Annotated in this window: 19 protein-coding genes and 2 tRNA genes; 14 read left to right on the plus strand and 7 right to left on the minus strand. The window is 43.5% G+C overall.

The features are described from left to right. The first annotated feature begins 226 nt into the window (after positions 1-226). Positions 227-2,113 carry a hypothetical protein gene (locus WCG05_04855; protein MEI8321318.1) on the plus strand — a complete coding sequence of 629 codons (1,887 nt, stop codon included), beginning with the start codon at positions 227-229 and terminating at the stop codon, positions 2,111-2,113. A gap of 72 nt (positions 2,114-2,185) precedes the next feature. Here WCG05_04855 and WCG05_04860 read toward each other — a convergent pair whose 3' ends face one another. Next, complete coding sequence (locus WCG05_04860) at positions 2,186-3,130, minus strand: glycosyltransferase family 9 protein (protein ID MEI8321319.1); 945 nt, start codon at positions 3,128-3,130, stop codon at positions 2,186-2,188. A 1-nt stretch (position 3,131) separates the two neighbouring features. Here WCG05_04860 and WCG05_04865 point away from each other — a divergent pair, with 1 nt between their 5' ends. The 8 genes from WCG05_04865 (at position 3,132) to infC (ending at position 9,710) form a co-directional block, all read left to right on the plus strand. After that, the gene (locus tag WCG05_04865) at positions 3,132-3,989 is read left to right on the plus strand and encodes a folate-binding protein (protein ID MEI8321320.1); all 858 of its coding nucleotides are present in this window, start codon (positions 3,132-3,134) and stop codon (positions 3,987-3,989) included. A 55-nt stretch (positions 3,990-4,044) separates the two neighbouring features. Beyond that, positions 4,045-4,848, plus strand: a complete 804-nt coding sequence (locus tag WCG05_04870) for a phospholipase D-like domain-containing protein (protein ID MEI8321321.1) — start codon at positions 4,045-4,047, stop codon at positions 4,846-4,848. Positions 4,849-4,883: 35 nt separating this feature from the next. Continuing rightward, complete coding sequence (locus tag WCG05_04875; GenBank protein MEI8321322.1) at positions 4,884-5,447, plus strand: hypothetical protein; 564 nt, start codon at positions 4,884-4,886, stop codon at positions 5,445-5,447. Positions 5,448-5,459: 12 nt separating this feature from the next. After that, a complete protein-coding gene (locus WCG05_04880) occupies positions 5,460-6,014 on the plus strand; it encodes a nitroreductase family protein (protein ID MEI8321323.1) in 555 nt (184 codons plus the stop codon). A 15-nt stretch (positions 6,015-6,029) separates the two neighbouring features. Beyond that, positions 6,030-6,488 carry a hypothetical protein gene (locus tag WCG05_04885; GenBank protein MEI8321324.1) on the plus strand — a complete coding sequence of 153 codons (459 nt, stop codon included), beginning with the start codon at positions 6,030-6,032 and terminating at the stop codon, positions 6,486-6,488. Between the two features lie 112 nt (positions 6,489-6,600). Further along, on the plus strand, positions 6,601-7,191 hold the full coding sequence (locus WCG05_04890) for a superoxide dismutase (protein ID MEI8321325.1): 591 nt from the start codon (positions 6,601-6,603) through the stop codon (positions 7,189-7,191). Between the two features lie 50 nt (positions 7,192-7,241). Then, entirely contained in the window at positions 7,242-9,158 is a 1,917-nt protein-coding gene (thrS, locus tag WCG05_04895) for a threonine--tRNA ligase (protein MEI8321326.1), read from the plus strand. Between the two features lie 12 nt (positions 9,159-9,170). Next, entirely contained in the window at positions 9,171-9,710 is a 540-nt protein-coding gene (infC, locus tag WCG05_04900; GenBank protein MEI8321327.1) for a translation initiation factor IF-3, read from the plus strand. A 311-nt stretch (positions 9,711-10,021) separates the two neighbouring features. Here infC and lpxC read toward each other — a convergent pair whose 3' ends face one another. Continuing rightward, positions 10,022-10,930, minus strand: coding sequence for a UDP-3-O-acyl-N-acetylglucosamine deacetylase (gene lpxC, locus WCG05_04905; GenBank protein ID MEI8321328.1), 909 nt, complete (start codon positions 10,928-10,930; stop codon positions 10,022-10,024). Positions 10,931-11,165: 235 nt separating this feature from the next. On the opposite strand from lpxC, the gene WCG05_04910 reads away from it, so the two are divergent. Both WCG05_04910 and WCG05_04915 read left to right on the plus strand, forming a co-directional pair. Continuing rightward, the gene (locus WCG05_04910) at positions 11,166-11,405 is read left to right on the plus strand and encodes a hypothetical protein (GenBank protein MEI8321329.1); all 240 of its coding nucleotides are present in this window, start codon (positions 11,166-11,168) and stop codon (positions 11,403-11,405) included. 187 nt (positions 11,406-11,592) lie between these two features. After that, the gene (locus WCG05_04915; protein MEI8321330.1) at positions 11,593-11,883 is read left to right on the plus strand and encodes a hypothetical protein; all 291 of its coding nucleotides are present in this window, start codon (positions 11,593-11,595) and stop codon (positions 11,881-11,883) included. Positions 11,884-11,941: 58 nt separating this feature from the next. Here WCG05_04915 and WCG05_04920 read toward each other — a convergent pair whose 3' ends face one another. From WCG05_04920 to WCG05_04930, 3 genes are read right to left on the minus strand one after another with little or no spacing between them, the layout of a single operon-like run. After that, entirely contained in the window at positions 11,942-13,705 is a 1,764-nt protein-coding gene (locus tag WCG05_04920) for an aminopeptidase P family protein (GenBank protein ID MEI8321331.1), read from the minus strand. Then, on the minus strand, positions 13,678-14,571 hold the full coding sequence (locus WCG05_04925) for a 50S ribosomal protein L11 methyltransferase (GenBank protein MEI8321332.1): 894 nt from the start codon (positions 14,569-14,571) through the stop codon (positions 13,678-13,680). The genes WCG05_04920 and WCG05_04925 overlap by 28 nt, the downstream gene beginning before the upstream one ends. Beyond that, a complete protein-coding gene (locus WCG05_04930) occupies positions 14,568-15,701 on the minus strand; it encodes a glycosyltransferase family 4 protein (protein MEI8321333.1) in 1,134 nt (377 codons plus the stop codon). The genes WCG05_04925 and WCG05_04930 overlap by 4 nt, the downstream gene beginning before the upstream one ends. A gap of 175 nt (positions 15,702-15,876) precedes the next feature. On the opposite strand from WCG05_04930, the gene WCG05_04935 reads away from it, so the two are divergent. Further along, complete coding sequence (locus WCG05_04935; GenBank protein MEI8321334.1) at positions 15,877-16,299, plus strand: MucR family transcriptional regulator; 423 nt, start codon at positions 15,877-15,879, stop codon at positions 16,297-16,299. A gap of 76 nt (positions 16,300-16,375) precedes the next feature. Here the strand turns inward: WCG05_04935 and WCG05_04940 are convergent, their stop codons facing one another. Both WCG05_04940 and WCG05_04945 read right to left on the minus strand, forming a co-directional pair. Continuing rightward, positions 16,376-16,888 carry a hypothetical protein gene (locus tag WCG05_04940; GenBank protein MEI8321335.1) on the minus strand — a complete coding sequence of 171 codons (513 nt, stop codon included), beginning with the start codon at positions 16,886-16,888 and terminating at the stop codon, positions 16,376-16,378. A 131-nt stretch (positions 16,889-17,019) separates the two neighbouring features. After that, the gene (locus WCG05_04945) at positions 17,020-17,307 is read right to left on the minus strand and encodes an HU family DNA-binding protein (protein ID MEI8321336.1); all 288 of its coding nucleotides are present in this window, start codon (positions 17,305-17,307) and stop codon (positions 17,020-17,022) included. 319 nt (positions 17,308-17,626) lie between these two features. Here WCG05_04945 and WCG05_04950 point away from each other — a divergent pair. Together WCG05_04950 and WCG05_04955 are read left to right on the plus strand one after the other, a co-directional pair. Next, positions 17,627-17,712, plus strand: a tRNA-Tyr gene (locus WCG05_04950). Positions 17,713-17,724: 12 nt separating this feature from the next. Beyond that, positions 17,725-17,798 (plus strand) — tRNA-Gly (locus WCG05_04955). Positions 17,799-17,923 lie beyond the last annotated feature (125 nt).

A 17,923-nucleotide genomic window follows, 5' to 3' on the forward strand; every position in this document is an offset into this window, starting at 1 on the left:
TTAGGAGAAGTTTTCTAAGAAACAAGTAATTCTTTATCGATATTTTTATTCCGTCCGGATAAGAAAATTATATAACATGTAATTATACCAAATGTCAATAGATGAGAAGTAAAAAACATATTTCTTTAAGTGTTTAGTGTTAATTTGCGCAAAAAAGAAAAAATACTTGTCATTCAGAAATTAAATCCTATATATAGGCTACAATAACTTTTTATAGGATTGAACAATGAAAAAATTAAATATTCTTGCGCTTATTTTATCTGGTGCTTTGATGGGCAACCAAGATAGTATGTCCGCCCATCGAGATGATTTTTATAGTCTGCACACCCAAAATTATGGCGCTGCACGCCCAGCTCAGGCTGCTCCTGCTCGACCTGTTGGATTTGTCAGTTTTAATAGTCTTGCTGAGGTTGAAGCTGCTGCTAGGGCTGCCGGAGATGATAAATTAACCTTTTATTGGGATTTGAGGAGAGATTGCACAAATCCACAAGAGCTTGCTTCACTGCTGGGTTTTGCCCAACCAGTTCCCGTTCAACAAGCTCCTTTTTATGATTATGGCGCTGCACGCCCAGCTCAGGCTGCTCCTGCTCGACCTGTTGGATTTGTCAGTTTTAATAGTCTTGCTGAGGTTGAAGCTGCTGCTAGGGCTGCCGGAGATGATAAATTAACCTTTTATTGGGATTTGAGGAGAGATTGCACAAATCCACAAGAGCTTGCTTCACTGCTGGGTTTTGCCCAACCAGTTCCCGTTCAACAAGCTCCTTTTTATGATTATGATGACGCACGTCCAGCTCAGGCTGCTCCTGCACAATCTGCCGGATTTACTAGTCTTGAGCAGATTGCAGATGCTGCTCTAAGAGCTGGCCACGACGTCCACGCAGAATTTTTGCAGTTAGCGTATTTTATCACAAACCTGGACGATTTGGTTAGGGCTATGAAATTGCCCCCCCCTCTGCCCGTTCAACAAGATCTCTATCCTAAAGAAAAAGATAGAACAACTGCACCAGCTCCAGCTGGTGATAGCTTATACGTTGGCGACAAACCTCTGAAGACAGAAACGCCTTCCACACCTTATAGCTCTTTTCCTGAAAAACCGGAAAAGCCGCCAGTTCGCCCAAGAACTTCTGCTGCCCCACGTCCAGCTCAATGTGCTCCAGCTCCAGCTGATGTTGAAGAAGTCCAACCTGCTAGAGCTCGTATTGTGCAGCCACAAGCCGTTACGATTCATACTGTTAGTGATGAACTTTCAAAACACATTTCAAGGCTAGCAGTAAATCAGTTTATGCAGTTAAAGCCGGACCTTGCTGAGGCATTAAAGGCAGATCTTGCTAAGCAAAAATGGCCCACAATAGAGGAGATGCTCAACATTTTTTTTCCAGACCAAGAACAAGATTTCGATTCATTGTTTGAGTTGCTAGCGACAAGACATATAGCTGAACAAGTGAAGGATGATTCCGATAGAAAAAGTATACTCGCCGATTACAAATCTGTTACAAAAGATCAGGATCGTATAGCTATCGCTCTTTTAAGATACTCTCCACAAGATGCCGTTACTGTTTTGACCGGAGGAAGCCTTGGAGAAGAAAACTATTTGGATGCTATCGTATGGTTGAAAATATTTCAGGATACCTTGGCGCCTACGCTTCCGGCATCTGGTCGTTTACCATTATATGATTTTCAACGCAGGCATATAGCTAAATTTGTGCTAGAGCAGAAAAATTCTTTGCGAGAAATAGCAAAAACTATGGCCGATACTATCTACAAAGAAATAAGTACTCCCAAAGGAGGGCCAAAAGCTACTCCCAAAGGGGGGCCAAAAGCTACTAAAGAACCAGAACTAAGTTGCATAGCAATAAGCCCTAATAAGGTTGAATTTAAAATAGACCAACGAATCGTCTCTTTGGATCAATTTGAAAATTGTATAGTTGGCTTATTTAATAGACATCAGGAACAAATGGACCTTAAACAGGCCCATGAAGAAGCTGTTGCTACCTTAGAGGACCGATCTTCAACGTTCCAAAAAAAAATTAGGGATCAGGTAGCTTCTGGGCTTTTTCTAAACTCTTTAGCTCAATATGAAAGGCTCGCAGAGGCTGTTCTGCATCTTCCTTAGGCTTCTATGAATTTTGTGGAGAGCAGGGATTCTCTCGGGTCATGCTCGAAAAAATCAATAGGGAAAAGAGTGCTATTTTTTAAAAACTTTTCGAACAAACCCTAAAATCTTCTTCGCCACGTGGTCAGGTTTTAACAGGCTCATCACATTTTTACCCTTAAGGGCGCCCGCCATATTTTCTTCAAATGACAAATCATTTTTAATGATAAGTGTTTTGAGGCCCCAGGGGCCATAGACCCGGGAATCACTGGGTCCAAATAATCCAACAGTGGGGGTTCCCATCGTTGCCGACAAGTGCATTAATCCCGAATCATTGCCCACAAAAAGTTTACATTGTTTCAAGCAGGCCGCCACTTCCAGTAAATGAATTTTACCCATTAAATCGATGGTTCGGTCTGCAGGAAGCCCTGCGAACAAAGTTTCCAGATTCTGCCGTTCATGGGCTGCCCCAAAAATAACAAATTTTGGGTGGGGAAAAAGATCTTTGTGTTTCAGAAGCTTGGTAGTTAACTCAGCAAAATATCCCTGGGGCCAAGTTTTTTTATCCCAGTTAGAGGCCGGCGATAGGGCGATATAGGTGGGGCCAACGGGCAGCAAGTGACGAGCCACCTTAAGATGTGGGTCGCCAATCCAGATTTTGTTAAAAGGGGTTTTAGTCAGCCCCATGAATTTGGCAAGCTGTTTTGACTTTAAAAGTTCAGTGGTTTTAGATCGCCATACCCGCCGTTTCTGGGCCCACAAGAAATAACTAAGCCCCGTCCCCCGCAGATCCACAACCAAATCCCACTTGGTCATCACACAGCGACCCCATAGAATCAGCCAATGAAGCCCCCCTTTTTTCTTTTGAACAATCTGAATTTTTTTTAACCCCGGCATGTCTTGGAACAGGGCAGCAGGCACTGACCCACAAGCCACTGTAATTTCTGCCCCCGGATGTTGCACAATCAAATGATCCAAAATTCCCGTGGATAAAATGGCATCGCCCAAATGCGTTGACGTGATGAATAAAATCTTCATAATGAAAGCATATTGGAGATATTTGTTCATGCCGTCAACACCATGGTTTCACCTAACGCATAGGGGTATTTTGCGCCTAACAGGGGCAGACTGTCTTAAACTTCTGCAAGGGCTTGTGACCAATGACGTGAATCTAGCATCGGAAGATAGGGTTATTTACAGTCTGTTGCTTTCTCCTCAAGGTCGATTCCAGCATGATTTTTTTATAGGGCAGAATGGAATAGGTGAATTTTTCCTGACCCCTGAACTTAGTCGCATCGATGACTTAATCAAAAAACTTTCTATGTATAAGTTGAAATCTGATGTGGCCATTGAAAATATTTCAGCTGACTTTTTCCTTGTTTGGCAACCCCACGAATCAACGAATACTCCCGGGACTATATTGCAAGCGCCCCCCAGTCTTATCTTTATTGATCCGCGAAACACAGCCATGGGAATGCATGCTTTGGTCCCAAAGGGGGATTTTTCAGAAGATTTCGCTCTTTATCATCGCAAACGCCTGACCCTGGGCATCCCGGAAGGAAGTCTGGATATGATTGTGGACAAAGCCATTCCCCTGGAAAACAACATGGACGATCTGAATGCCATCAGTTGGACCAAGGGATGCTATATGGGACAAGAGCTAACTTCCCGAACAAAACATGTGGGGGAAGTGCGCAAAAAATTGTTCCCTGTGGTGGTGGAAGGGCCCTTGCCGACCTTTGATGCCTCCTTGTTCTATAGAGACGAAGAAGTAGGCCTTTTCAAAAGCGGTTTTGAAAAAAGAGGCCTTGCCCTAATTCGAATAGAAAATCTAGAGGGTATTTCAAAAGAAGGTCTTTCTGGTCCCAGTAATTCTAAAATCTTTATAGCTTTTTAAAATAATAGACATAGAAATAAAAGCTCGTTACGCTAAAAATAACGGGGAGCATATTATGAAAAAAAATTTATTCTATTTATTATTTTTAATTTTTATTAGTCTTAATTTAAAAAGTGCTCACTTCAGTGCAGGGGGGTTAAAATTCTTCGCGAATACACCCGATTCTATCCACAAACAACAAGATGAGTGTGGGAAGGCTCTTACAGACACACTCTCTCAACTATTTCTTCATGCAAAAAATACAACCATCGATTTAACTATGTATATTTTGACAGATGAAAATCTTATTACTAGGCTACTTGCTCTTGCAGGGCAGGGGGCTACCATTCGCATCCTTTTAGATGATGGGCAGTCAAAATCTTATAGAACATCAGCTCTCAAACGGTTGCAACACCCTAAAATTTTGATCCGAACTTTGGGAACAGAGCGACAAACTATGCATGAAAAATTAGCTATTTTTTCAACACATGAGGTTACCCGTGTGGTGCTAGGTTCCTTTAATTGGACAGCTTCAGCCCGGCATAACAACTACGAAGACTGTGTAAAAATCAGCGCAAATATGACTGATCCCAACGATCCTCTAATCCCAATTATAGGACAAATAAAATCCCATTTTGAAAATTTATGGCAAAAAGGAACCCTTTATGCAGGCTCTCCAGAATCAACCCCATCATCTAGATCTATGTCAGTTAGCCCAGTTGCGCATGAGGGTTTTCAGAGTATTGAGACATCTCCGTCCAAAATAAGCCCTGAAACCGCACTTTTTCTTAGCGGTGGAGGAGAAGAGGAGGATGATGAGGAAGAAGGAGAAAAGGCAGGATTTTCTCCAAAAAGATCTAGACGAGATTCCAAAGATTAGGCCATACTAAAAGTATAAAGAAAAGGAGGCCTGTCGTGATTACAAAAAAAATTACTACCCTGTTTTTCATATTAACTTTAATGACACTAGATTCTTTTGGGGCAGTGGCTGCAGAGGATTGGCAGCAGTTGTGGAGAGGCATTCCCCCATCTAAAGAAAATCTTCAATTAATGTACCCAGAATCAGCTTATCGTGTGGAAGCGGGTCTTTCAGATAGAGGTTATTTCTTAGAGATTTGGAATATAGAGGATGGAATCCCAGAATCTATTTATCACAAAACTGAACCGTTTATAGATCCTGTCATTTTTGGTAACTTTCATTTTAGTGTCACTTTTGCACAGTTAAATATTTTTGACATAACCTCTGATCGGAGAGTAGATATTGTAAGCCCAGATCGGTACTTAGACATTGGGAAAATTGAAACTTCTGGAAAATTATTTCAACACATAGAAAAAGGAGCAGGTCTAAAAAACACTGCCAGTAGAGCTCCTATGGTGACTCCTTCTAGAGAAACAGCTCTAGAAGAACTTGTGGGATCAAGAAAGAAAATTTCGAGAATGCTATTTCCAGATGATGTCACCAGAGACCCAACAAAATAAAAGGAACCAGCCATGAATAATCTTTTCAAAAGGCGACACAGTGGTCGCAGTTATGACCCAAAAAAGACGGTTTCTCAGGCCCAGCTGAAAGAAGTGTTAGAGGCCACCCGCTGGTCTCTTTCTTGCTTTGGAGATGAACCCTGGCGGTATATTGTTGGAATCAAAGGTCACAAGGATGGGGCGTATGACAAGCTTCTTTCCTGCTTGGCTGAGGCCAACCAAGCTTGGGCAAAGAATGCACCCATTCTGATAGTATCGGTTGCCTGCGAAACCTTTAGCAAGACTAAAAAATTTAACCGATGGGCCCAGTATGACACGGGGGCATCCGCCATCAGTTTGTGTTTTGAGGCTGTGGATCTGGGGCTTATGGCCCACCAGATGGGAGGATTTGACGACAAGAAAATGAAAGAGATTTTTCATATCCCTGAAGACTGCGTCCCCATGGCCGTGATTGCCCTGGGGTATGAAATGGATAATGCGCCTGATAAAAATGCATCTCGCACCCGCAAACCCCTGTCCGAAAATTTTTTCCAAGGCAAATGGGGAGAAGCAATTTCATTTGATTAAAAAAGGAGGTTTATTGTGTTTAAGAAAAAAATTAAAACTCTGCTCTTTTTAATAAGTTTAATAACGTTAGATTCTGTGGGAGCCGCCACTGGGCAGGATTGGCGGGAATTGTGGAATGGAATACCCCCGGCGCAAGAAACTCTTCAGGCTATGTACCCTCACCCCGCTTATCGTTTAGAAGCTGGCGTATTGGAAACAGGGTATTGCTTGGAGATTTGGAGCATAGAAGATGGCGTCGCTGAGATTAAGCATCAGGATTCTAACATGCACCTTATAGAGCCAGGGGTTTTCTTCTGTGGAGAGGGGCAGTTTCATTTTAGTATTCTTTCTGATCGTCTAAGTATTTCTGACATAATCTTTCACCGTGATCTGGATATTGTGTGTCCCCAACTATATTTGGGAATCGGTCAAGCTATAGAGCTTCAAAAAAAGATGCGCCATGTGTCATGTTCCATGCCGCAGAAAAGGCAATAGAGAAAGAGCAAAAGGAAGTTGAATCACAATGGGAGTAGGGGATTTTATACTTTTCCATTGACGCCAGATCCTTTATAGGAAATAACTTAATGAAATAATAAGAGAGAGAATCATGACTTTTACACTTCCCCCTTTACCCTATGCGCCCACGGCTTTAGAGCCCCATATTTCTGAAAAAACCCTAAGTTTTCACTATGGAAAACACCACCAGGGTTATGTGACGAAATTGAATGAGTTGGTGCAAGGCACGGCCTATGCGCATATGTCTTTGGAAGAGGTCATCCGGAAAAGTCATGGGGAAAATGCATCCATTTTTAATAACGCAGCGCAAGTTTGGAATCATACCTTTTTCTGGCAGAGTCTAAGCCCTGAGGCCACAAAACCCACGGGTAAAGTGCTTCGCGCCCTTGAGGAAGCTTTCGGGGGACTCGACGAATTTAAGCAAAAGTTTAAAGAGGCCGCCATGACTCAATTTGGTAGCGGCTGGGCTTGGCTTGTGTGGGATGGCAAGAAACTACAGATCCTCAAAACGGGCAATGCGGAAACTCCTTTAACTCAACCTGGTATAAGGCCTTTGCTGACCTGTGATGTGTGGGAGCATGCGTATTATCTGGACTACCAAAACCGCCGCCCCGACTATGTGGAGACCTTTTTGACCCACCTGATTAACTGGGATTTTGCGAGGGAGAATCTTTCCGATTGAAGTCTGTCTTGACAAAATACCCAAAAAGTCTAAAGTGCCAAGCATAGACCATGATACACATTAGATTACTTGATAATACTGTCCGTTCTTTTGAAACGCCTCTGACTGCTGCCGATGTGGCGGGACAGATTAGCCCTAGGCTTTTGAAAGAGGCGCTAGCGGCTAAGGTTGATGGGGTTTTGGTTGATCTTTCTTATCTGCTTACAAAAGATGCTACCCTGGAAATCGTGACAAAAACCCACGCAGATGCACTTGAAATCATCCGCCATGATACGGCCCATTTGTTGGCTGAGGCCGCCAAAGAAATTTACGGGGACAACATTCAAATCACCATCGGGCCTGCTATTGAAAATGGCTTTTACTATGACTTTGCTTTAGATACACCTTTTACCCCAGATGACCTGGAAGCTCTTGAAAAAAAGATGCGGGCAATTGTGGATCGCAATGAAGATTTTGTTCGGGAAGAATGGGATCGGGACGAGGCTGTGGCCTACTTCAAAAAAATGGGCGAAAATTATAAGGCAGAGATTATTAATGATTTGCCCAAGGACGAAAAGATTTCTCTCTATCGCCAAGGAAAATTTCTGGATTTATGCCGGGGTCCCCATGCGCCCTCAACAGGCAAGGTGGGCAAAGCTTTCAAACTGTTGAAAGTGGCTGGCGCCTATTGGAGGGGTGATTCCAAAAACGCCATGCTTCAACGTATTTATGGGACTGCCTGGGCGACAGAACAGCAGCTGAAAGATTATCTATTCCAGCTGGAAGAGGCAGAAAAAAGAGATCACCGGAAATTAGGCCGAGAGATGGATCTTTTCCATATGCAGGAAGAGGCGGTAGGTAGCGTTTTCTGGCACCCCAAAGGCTGGCGTTTGTACAGGACACTGCAGAATTACATCCGCCATAAATTGGAACAGAATGATTACCAGGAAATTAACACGCCCCTGTTGTTAGATCGCAAACTGTGGGAGGCCTCGGGCCACTGGGAGAAATTTAAAGACAATATGTTTGCGCTGACCAGTTCGGACGATCGTATGTTGGCGCTGAAACCCATGAGTTGCCCTTGCCATGTTCAGGTGTTTAAGCAGGGACTCAAAAGTTATCGGGATTTGCCACTCCGTCTGGCGGAATTTGGCTGCTGCCATCGCAATGAGCCCTCGGGTGGGTTGCACGGCATCATGCGGGTGCGTAATTTTGTTCAGGATGATGGTCATGTTTTTTGCACCGTTGACCAGATTTTGGATGAATCAAAAAAGTTTTGTACCTTGCTGAAAGAAGTATATACAGCCATGGGTTTCCCAGACTTTAATGTGCGCTTTTCTGATCGCCCCGCCGTGCGTGCAGGCGACGATGCCGCCTGGGACAAGGCTGAATCTATGATGAAAAATGCTCTTGAGGAAATGGAAATTTCCTATGCCATGAATCCCGGGGAAGGCGCCTTTTATGGCCCCAAACTGGAATTCATCCTGCGAGATGCTGTGGGTCGGGAATGGCAGTGCGGCACGCTTCAATTGGATTTTGTTTTGCCAGAACGGCTGGATGCCTCCTATATGGGGGAAGATGGGTGCAAACATCGCCCTGTCATGCTCCACCGGGCCATTTTAGGAACATTTGAGCGGTTCATTGGAATTTTGATTGAACATTATGCGGGCAAGTTTCCCCTGTGGATGGCCCCCACTCAAGCCGTTATTGCCCCCATTGTAACCCAGTATAATCCCTATGCGGAGAAAATTGCTGCCCTTATGGAGCAGGCTGGTCTGCGGGCGGAACTGGATTTGCGGAACGAAAAAATTAACTACAAAATCCGCGAACACAGTCTGGCAAAGGTGCCCTATATCTTGATTGTGGGCGACCGGGAACAGGCTGATAATACAGTGACTCTTAGAAAATTAGGAGATACGAATCAAGAAACACTTGCACTTCCGCAAGCAATTGATAAATTAAGAACAGAGGCATGCCAGCCATGCTAAACAAAAGGAGAATTGTTCATATCTAAGTTTATACGCCCCACCCCGGGTCATGAGGGTCCTCGCATCAATGATCAAATCAGAGCAGATAAAATAAGGCTTGTTGGCAAAGACGGAGAGATGCTGGGCGTCGTTTCGGTTCGAGAAGGCATTGATCTAGCCATGGATGCTGGTCTAGATCTGGTTGAAATTTCTCCTAAAGCCGAGCCCCCTGTTTGTAAAATCTTGGATTATGGTAAGTATAAATACGAACTACAGAAAAAGAAAAACGAAGCTAAGAAAAAGCAGAAAATTGTCGAAATTAAAGAAATGAAATTGCGTCCCTTTATTGGGGAGAATGACTATCAAGTCAAACTGAGAAATATGAAACGCTTTTTGGAAGATGAAGATAAAGTAAAAGTTTCCCTTAGGTTCCGCGGAAGAGAGCTTGCCCACAAAGAAATTGGCATGAAGTTGTTCGACCGGATCATTCAAGATTTGTCTGAATTTGCCAAAGTTGAAAGCTCACCAAAGTTTGAAGGGCCGCAAGTGATTATGGTTCTATCTCCGCTTTAAAAAAAGTCTATCTTTTGAGACACTCCATCGCGAAACGGCGGGATCTGAGGCTTCTATGTACAAGAACTACATGTCGAAGCCTTCGCCCTTTATTTCGCTCGTACTCGACGTAAAAATCTAGGTTTTTAATAATACCGTCATTGCGAAGAAATTCGAAGAATTTCTGTGACAATCTAGCTACTTCAGGGCATAGCCCTGAAGGGGTGCGACTGCACCCCAAAAAGTAAGGCGTGGGTCCTTGGGTCAGCCCGAGGAAAGCAAGAAAAAATAGAGATGAGGAGGCAATTATGGGGAGTGAGGAGTGGTTAGAATTAAAACGCTACAGCGCGCTGATAAGTTTTGCGGTTATACTGATCTGCGGGGGTGTCGATGGTCCAAGCTGTGGGATCAGACATTAAGGTTTTGAGGAGTTGATTATTCAAGCTGTGCCCTGACAAGTGCCCATGAAAACGGCCGATCAAAGCGTGCCCTGCCAAATAAAGATCGCCTAAGACGTCTAGAGCTTTGTGGCGCAAGCATTCATCTTCATAGCGGAGTCCGTCGTCATTCAAAAGGCGATTGCCGTCAAAAACAACTGTGTTGTCTAGGGACGCCCCTTGGGCCAGGCCGTTTTGACGTAAGGCCTCTGCATCCTCAAGGAATCCAAAGGTGCGGGCAGCAGACAAATCTTTTGCAAAATCTTTCACAACATCTTGAGTAGAGTAGGTCTGCCATTCGGTTTGATGGCGGGACTTAAATTCATAAGTTAAGCCTAAGGTGTTTAATTTTTCGTTGGGTTCCAGAATGGCCCAGGTGTCTTTATGTTCAACAGTGACTTTTTTTAGGACTCGCAAGAATTTCTTTGGTTTGGACTGGGCAGCAACGCCCGCTTTTTCAATCAATTGCACAAAGGGGGAGGAACTACCGTCTAAAATAGGAATCTCTGGCCCATTAATTTCAATCAGGATATTATCAATTGAGCAAGCAGCCAAGGCAGCCATGATGTGTTCAACGGTGCCAATGGAAATTTGATCGCTGTTGGCTAAACTGGTGGAAAACCGGGTACCACTCACGTGATTCCAAAGGGCGGGAATGAGGGTGTGCCCGTGAACCGTATCTGTTCTTTTAAAGCGAATGCCAAAGCCTTCGGGAGCTGGGTGAAGCGTCAACAAAACCTGGCGACCCGTATGAACCCCAATGCCTTCACATGTTACAATTTTCTTTATTGTCTTTTCTAACATATCTTAAAGATAAGACATTCCCTTGAAAACTTGAAATAACGATTTGTTGCACTATGTTACATGGGGAAATTTATTATAATATTTACTTTTTTGTTTTTAGTATGTTTTACTTCTGTTATTTTGATAAATAAGAAACATAGGCTAGAAATGAAAAATATATTTTATAATTTTACTATTGTAGCAGTCTTAGCAAACTTTTGTAGCAGTCTTAGCAAACTTTAATTTTTGCAATGCTGTGCAAAGCATTAATGGGAATGAATGCTTTGCGCCACCCTTACAAAAGGGACCATTAGAATATGTGGAACTTACGATTAAAGAGTTGGAAAAAAAGTTTGGTCCCATACCTCCTCCCAAAAAAGTTACATTTTCTGAATTTAAGGCTGAAGTAATCAAACGATTTAATGGAAGACCTCTGCCTGATCGAAGTCTTCGTACTTTAGAAAAAATCAAGCAGTTTTATTTCGCAACTGAATAGATGCAAAAAAAGAAAAAGAAAGTCAAGTCGCTTTCTCATGCTGCTGCGAATCGACTGTAAGAAGAGGCTAAATAAAAAAGATAAGAAAAAATCTGAGAATTTTTCCTTTTAGCAAGAGTGAGAAAATTTATATAGGCTAGTTTACATATTTCTGATAAAAGTTTTTTCTAATCTAGGAGAAATAAAAATGAAAAATATTTTTACAATTACAATATTATTATTAAGTTTTAATTTAGTTGAGGCCGCCATGGATACTGCCGCTGATGCTGAAGCTAGATTGTCAGAGAGGCCGACTTTGCATAGAACAGATTCTACTCCACATCCTAGGGTATGGGGAGAAGTTGAGAGGTGCATGCCGGATACTTTGCAGCAATCTGCTTCTACTGTATTGACCTCAGCCGAAACAGAGGCACGGAGAGACTTGCGTGCGTCAGATGGACTGGGGCCTCGGGAAACAACAGGATCCTCTTATTTTTAGGGTTTTTACTTTTCTCGTTGACTCCCTCTGGCTTCGGCCCGAGGAATTCTGTGAGGGGTTACAAAAACCCCTCACAGGCTGTTTCCAGCCAATCTTTTTCTTCAAGGCTTAGGTAGGGGCTTAGAGTTTTTAAGATGGTTTGATGATAGGTTTTAATCCATTCTTTTTCGGAATTATCAAGCATTTCAAATAGCACTAAGGAACTATCCAAAGGGACCAGAGTTAGGTTTTCAAAACCCAAAATCTCTTTTTCTGAATTGCCTATTTTCCCCTTAGAACGAACCACCATCAAGTTTTCAATGCGCACGCCAAATTTGCCCTCAAGATAGCAGCCGGGCTCATTGGACACAATCATCCCAGGCATCAGGGGGGTGGTAGAGCGTGGACTGATGCTGGCGGGGCCTTCATGAACCGATAAATATTGTCCCACCCCATGACCCGTACCGTGGGCATAATCTTGATGGATTTGCCACAAGTCATAGCGGGCCAGGGCATCCAGGCGAGATCCGGGGGTGTCTGCGGGGAAATGGGCCCTTATCAAGCGCAAAAATCCCTTGAGAACCCGCGTATAAATATCTTTCTGGTGGTCTGTAGGCTTTCCCCCAAGGGCTATGGTGCGGGTGACATCTGTGGTGCCTTGTAAGTATTGGCCCCCGGAATCTACCAGATATATTTCCCCCATTTTTAAGGGGGTGAGGGATGGTCGCCCATGGATAAGAGCCCCATTCGGGCCCAAACCAGAAATGGTTTCAAAACTAAGGTCCTTACAGGTGGGATTGGCTTTGCGAAAACCATTTAATTTTTCTGCCGCCTCTGTTTCAGTGATAGACTGATGGGGCAAGGTTTTTTCAAGCCAACAGAGAAAATTGACCATGGCAACCCCATCCATTTCCTGGGCGTGTTGAGATTTTTTTATTTCAACAGAATTTTTAACTGATTTTAGAAGAGGGCAGGGGTTTTTAAGGGGTGTTCCTGTGGAGATCAACCCCTTTATGGCCATGGGAGTTTCAGCAGGGTCAAAGCCGATTGTGTCCTCTGTTTTAAGATGGGATGCAAAGTCGCTTAAGGGATATACTTTTACGGTTGTTTCAAAGGTGAAATTTGTGCAATTTTCAGGGGTGTGAACGAATAAATCGACGTTCCCTTTTTTGTGCAGAAGGGCATAGCTTAGAACGACAGGAACGTGGGCAATATCATTGCCCCGGATGTTCAATAACCAGCAAATATCTAAGGGATTAGACAGCAGCAGAGTTTCAATAGGGTAGTCATAAATTTTCTGCCAAATCTGGGCAGATTTTTGGCCAAAAGAAAGGCCTGCATACTCTATTGGGAAAGGATGTATTTGGCTGGCAGGTTGCGCAGTGCGTTGGGGCCATAGGGTCAAGACAGGATTTTCTTTCAGGGGTTGAAAGGGCAGGGGAAACAGGGTCTTTTCAAAGGTGTCAACCTGTTGAGCAGAAAACAGCCAAGGGTCATAATAGATGGTTTTGCCGCGCTGAATGGGGATCCAATCCTTAAGGCGGGGCATTTCATAGGGAATTATATCAAAAAAGTGCGGATCAATCTGGTTTTTGGCCTGTAGGGTATAGCGCCCATCTACAAAAAGCGCTGACTTTTCTGGGGTGATGCAGACAAGACCAGTGGAGCCTGTAAACCCGGTCATCCAAGGAAAAAAGTTGTAATGGGGGCATACGTATTCGCTGCCAAAGGGGTCCGTCAGGGGTAAAAGGAGTGCCGCTATCTTGTGTTGTTTTAAGTAGTTTTGGACTTTAAGAAAAGCTTCCTTCTGAAAGGTCATTTTTGTAGCAGCAGTATGGACCACCCCTCTATTATATAGGACTTTATAAACCTTAGGCCTGCGTCTGTATGGGCTTTGATCACATCATCAGCCTGATTTTCAAGAAGACCTGCCAGAATGGCGTAGCCCTGTGGATTCAGGTGATGGGCCAACTGGGGCGCCATGGCACACAAGGGGCCTGCCAAAATGTTTGAAGTAATCAGGTCAAATTTTTGGTCAGGGGATAAGACTTTGTAGCCGTCTCCCAAATAGGTGGAAACCAACCCACTTTCTTTGTTGTGGGCGCAATTTTCCAGCGTTGTATTCGTAGAGAAAGGATCAATATCAGCGGCCATCACAGGGGCTTTAAAAAGCTTTGCCATGGCAATAGCTAAAATGCCAGAGCCACAACCCATGTCTAGGCAAGCGTGGGGGGTGAGAGAGCTAAGATCCGAAAGGGCTCGCAAGCAGCCTTGGGTGGTGGCGTGCTCACCGCTACCAAAGGCCAGGGCTGCGTCGACCTGAATGCTGAAAAGGTCCTCGGGGAAGGGCCCTTTGTAATGGGAGCCATAAATAAAAAACTTCCCAATGGTTTGGGGCGGGAAGGACTGTTGGTTTTCTTTCAACCAATTTCTGTCAGGAATTTCTTTGATGACAAGGGAGGCTGGAACGGTTACGTCGCAGGCACTACAGAAATCTTCAACTTTTTCCCGGATTTCCTGGGCCGTCAGAGGCGGAATTTCCTCTTGCACAAAGATGCCTTCCACCAAAATGGTGCCATCCTGAGGGTCTTCATCCCAGCTAACGCTGGGGCAAAGGGATTCAAAAATGTGCTTGTAAAGGGGTTGTAATACAGGGGCGATCCGAACGGAAATGTTCCATAAAGAGGTGGGGTGGGATTGATTTTTCATATCTTCTTATATAAGGCCAAGGTTTCCTGCACAACCCTTTCTTCAGAAAAATATTTTTCCACCAGGGCGCGACTTTCATGGGCGAATTTTTTTCGGGTTTTTTCTGAGCTATACAAAAATTCAATGGCCTCAGCCAATTTGAGCCCGTCTTTCGCGGGCACCAGAAGACCGTTTTTATTATGGACGACAATTTCCCGACACCCAGGCACATCTGTTGTGACGATGGCAAGGCCACAGGCGGCGGCTTCTAATAAAGATTTGGGCAGGCCTTCCCGGTATGAAGGCAGTATGGCTAAGTCTGCTTTGTGGTAAATTTTTTCCACATGATCCGTGTGATCAATCCACTCACAGTCTTTATCTTTCTGCCACTCCATCACAGTTTCTTTGGGGATAGCGCTGGGGTTTTGGGGGTCTACCCCCCCCACCACCACCAATTGAATTTTAAGACCTTTTTCTTTGAGCATGTGGATCGCATCAATGGCTTCTTGAATGCCCTTATCCCACAGCAAACGGGCGACCAAAGCTATGGTAAAAATTTTGTTTTTTGGGGGCGTTGAGGGGGGGCAAAAGGTTTTCAGATCAACGCCTGCCCCGCGGATCAGATGGGTGTGATGAGGCTGTAAAAGAGGCGTGAAAAACACTTGATCATCCTGATTCTGAATAATCAAATGAACGTTTTTGTGTTTCAAAAGAATCTTGAAAAAACACAGAATAAAACGCTTCAGGGTTTTGGCTTTTAAGGAAGGGGAGGTGAAGGCATACCCCAAACCGGCTAAGGCATTGATGATGCAGGGAACATGGGCCAACCTGGCTGCAATGGTTCCATAAAGAACAGGTTTCATGGCCACTTGGTGGACGATATCGGGCTGAATCTTTTTATAGATTGTATAAATTTCATACAAGCTTTTAAGTTCCTGCCAGGGAGTGCAATTGGCCCGGGTCATGTGCCGCAGGGGATAAACTTTGAATCCCAGAGATTCCAGGTGCTTTGTGTGGTTCTGGGGGCATGTTACAAGGCAAACCTGATAGCCCTGTTTCAAAGCTGCCAACCCAAGGGGCAAGCGGTGGCTTAAGAAGTAGGATGCTTCTGTGATCAGAAAAATCAGAATGGGTTTTTTGCTTAGTGTCATTATAGTTGACACGATAAAGGAATAAAGGCCCCCGGGTCAAGCCCATGAGGATAGTGAAAAATTCTGGAATTTTCCAGAAAGAGAAAAAAATCAAAAATTTCAACATTGATTTTTTTTGGCAGTCAGGCTATACCTCAAGAAAATATAAATAATTATGGAAATATAAAGGTATAATATGACAGAAAAATTAAATATAGATCATTTGCTTTCTTTAACGTCGGATATTGTATCCGCTCATGTATCAAATAACTCAGTTCCCACAACCGAATTGCCAGCCTTGATTCAAAAAGTCTACGGAACTTTGACAAATGTTCAAGGGGGGGCACCAGAAATGTCCACTCGACCATTGCCCGCCGTTTCTATTAAGAAATCTGTAACCCCAGATTATCTGGTGTGCTTAGAAGACGGCAAAAAGCTTAAGATGCTAAAACGCCATCTAAAGGCTGTGTATGGGATGTCTCTTCAAGATTATAAAGCGCGTTGGGGCTTGCCTGCAGACTATCCAACAGTTGCGCCTAATTATGCGATCCGTCGCAGTTCTTTGGCTAAAACTATAGGATTAGGCCATCATGGCTCTAGAAAGCCTAAAGTAGTATAAACAATCAAAACACAAGAAATTTTTCCGCAAAGATGGTTTTGCCTCTTTGCGGAAACTTTAAAAGAATGCGTTGTTGTTACATTTCTTTAGCGGCTTCATCAATAACAGAAGCTCTATGCGCTGCAGCTAAGGGCTTTTTGTCTTTTTGTTCAATTATGCGAATCTCCTCTTCTGCTTTTTTCAGGATAGACATTCTTTTGTCTTCTTTAAGCTGACTGATGGCATATATTAGGCTAGAAGGGCTGTAAGCTAGTATATTATCAGAAGTTGTTGGCGGAATGAACAGAACGGCTAGGGAGGTAATAAAGACTCTAGTTTCTGCAGGGACTTCTGCTATGTTTGCAACTAATGATTCTCTGTCAATAAGCTGACCCGCCCGTTTTTCCAGTACGAGTTGGCAAATTTGTAAGGCTTGACGTATAGATGTTTCATCCGCAGAATTTTTCATAAATTTACGAATAAAGCCTTCAGTTTTTTCATCGAAGCCAGTCGGGGATGCATGTCCTGCAGAAGCCGAAAAGGACTCGGCAGGCATTCCCAAATAAATAGGCATCATCAAAAGGATTAATAGGCGTATTTTTTTACTCATTTTTAAGTCTCCTTAGTTTTTTATAGTGTGTAGGGTTTTTTCATGAAATGCAAGTTGATTTAAGCGCAAGCACCGGAATAGAGCTGAATTGAGACAGCTCAATCTTTTAGGAGTTAGGGTATAAAAAAGATCTAGTGTTTATTTCGATTAATAAAATCAATCAGCGATCCACCGGCCTTAAAAAAAGGCACATAGCGATTTTGAAGGCTGATAGGGCTTCCATTTCGGGGGTCAACCCCTTGGCGTTCGCGTCTTTTCTTGACCAAAAAAGAACCGAAATTTCGAATTTCAACGCGTTTATTTCCCTCAAGAGCATGAAGAATTTCCTCAAAAATGCAGCCAACTGCTTTTTCAACCTCTTTATGAGATTTTTCTGGCATTCTTTTGTGAATAAGGTCAATAAGTTCTGCTCGCGTCATAAAATTCTCCCTATGTTTCTGTATTGTACATTTTTTAGAGGTGCCGTCAAGAGATCTGCGCTCTAAAAAGCTGAGATTTTATGGCAAATCCAAGGGTTTTTGTTTGGTACTTGTTGATTTTTCTGGTCTTTGTTGTTTTTAAAAAGGGCATATTTACATCACTCAGAAGGAATTTTTTTTTAAAACATTAAATCTGATTGACAAGCGGGTCTAAATATCCTATTTCCCTTATGTAATATCAAATTTCGAAAAACTGATCTTTGATAGAACAAGCAATAAAATGCTCTTAACATTTTGTTGGGAAAGGGCACTTTTGGCCGGAGGGATGGCCGAGCGGTCAAAGGCAGCAGACTGTAAATCTGTCCGCGTACGCGTACGCAGGTTCGAATCCTGCTCCCTCCACCACCTTAAATGTGTGCGGGTGTAGCTCAATGGTAGAGTCCCAGCCTTCCAAGCTGGTAGTGTGGGTTCGATCCCCATCACCCGCTCCATCGACCCTAGGTGGGTTGCTGAGAGCCTGTGATTTGTATTAACTTTAAAAGCGAAAAAGGAAAAAAGGACCATGGGAAAGGAAAAGTTTGAGAGGAATAAGCCGCATTGTAACATAGGAACAATC

This window comes from Alphaproteobacteria bacterium (assembly GCA_037146715.1).
GTDB lineage: Bacteria > Pseudomonadota > Alphaproteobacteria > UBA7879 > UBA5542 > JBAWWO01.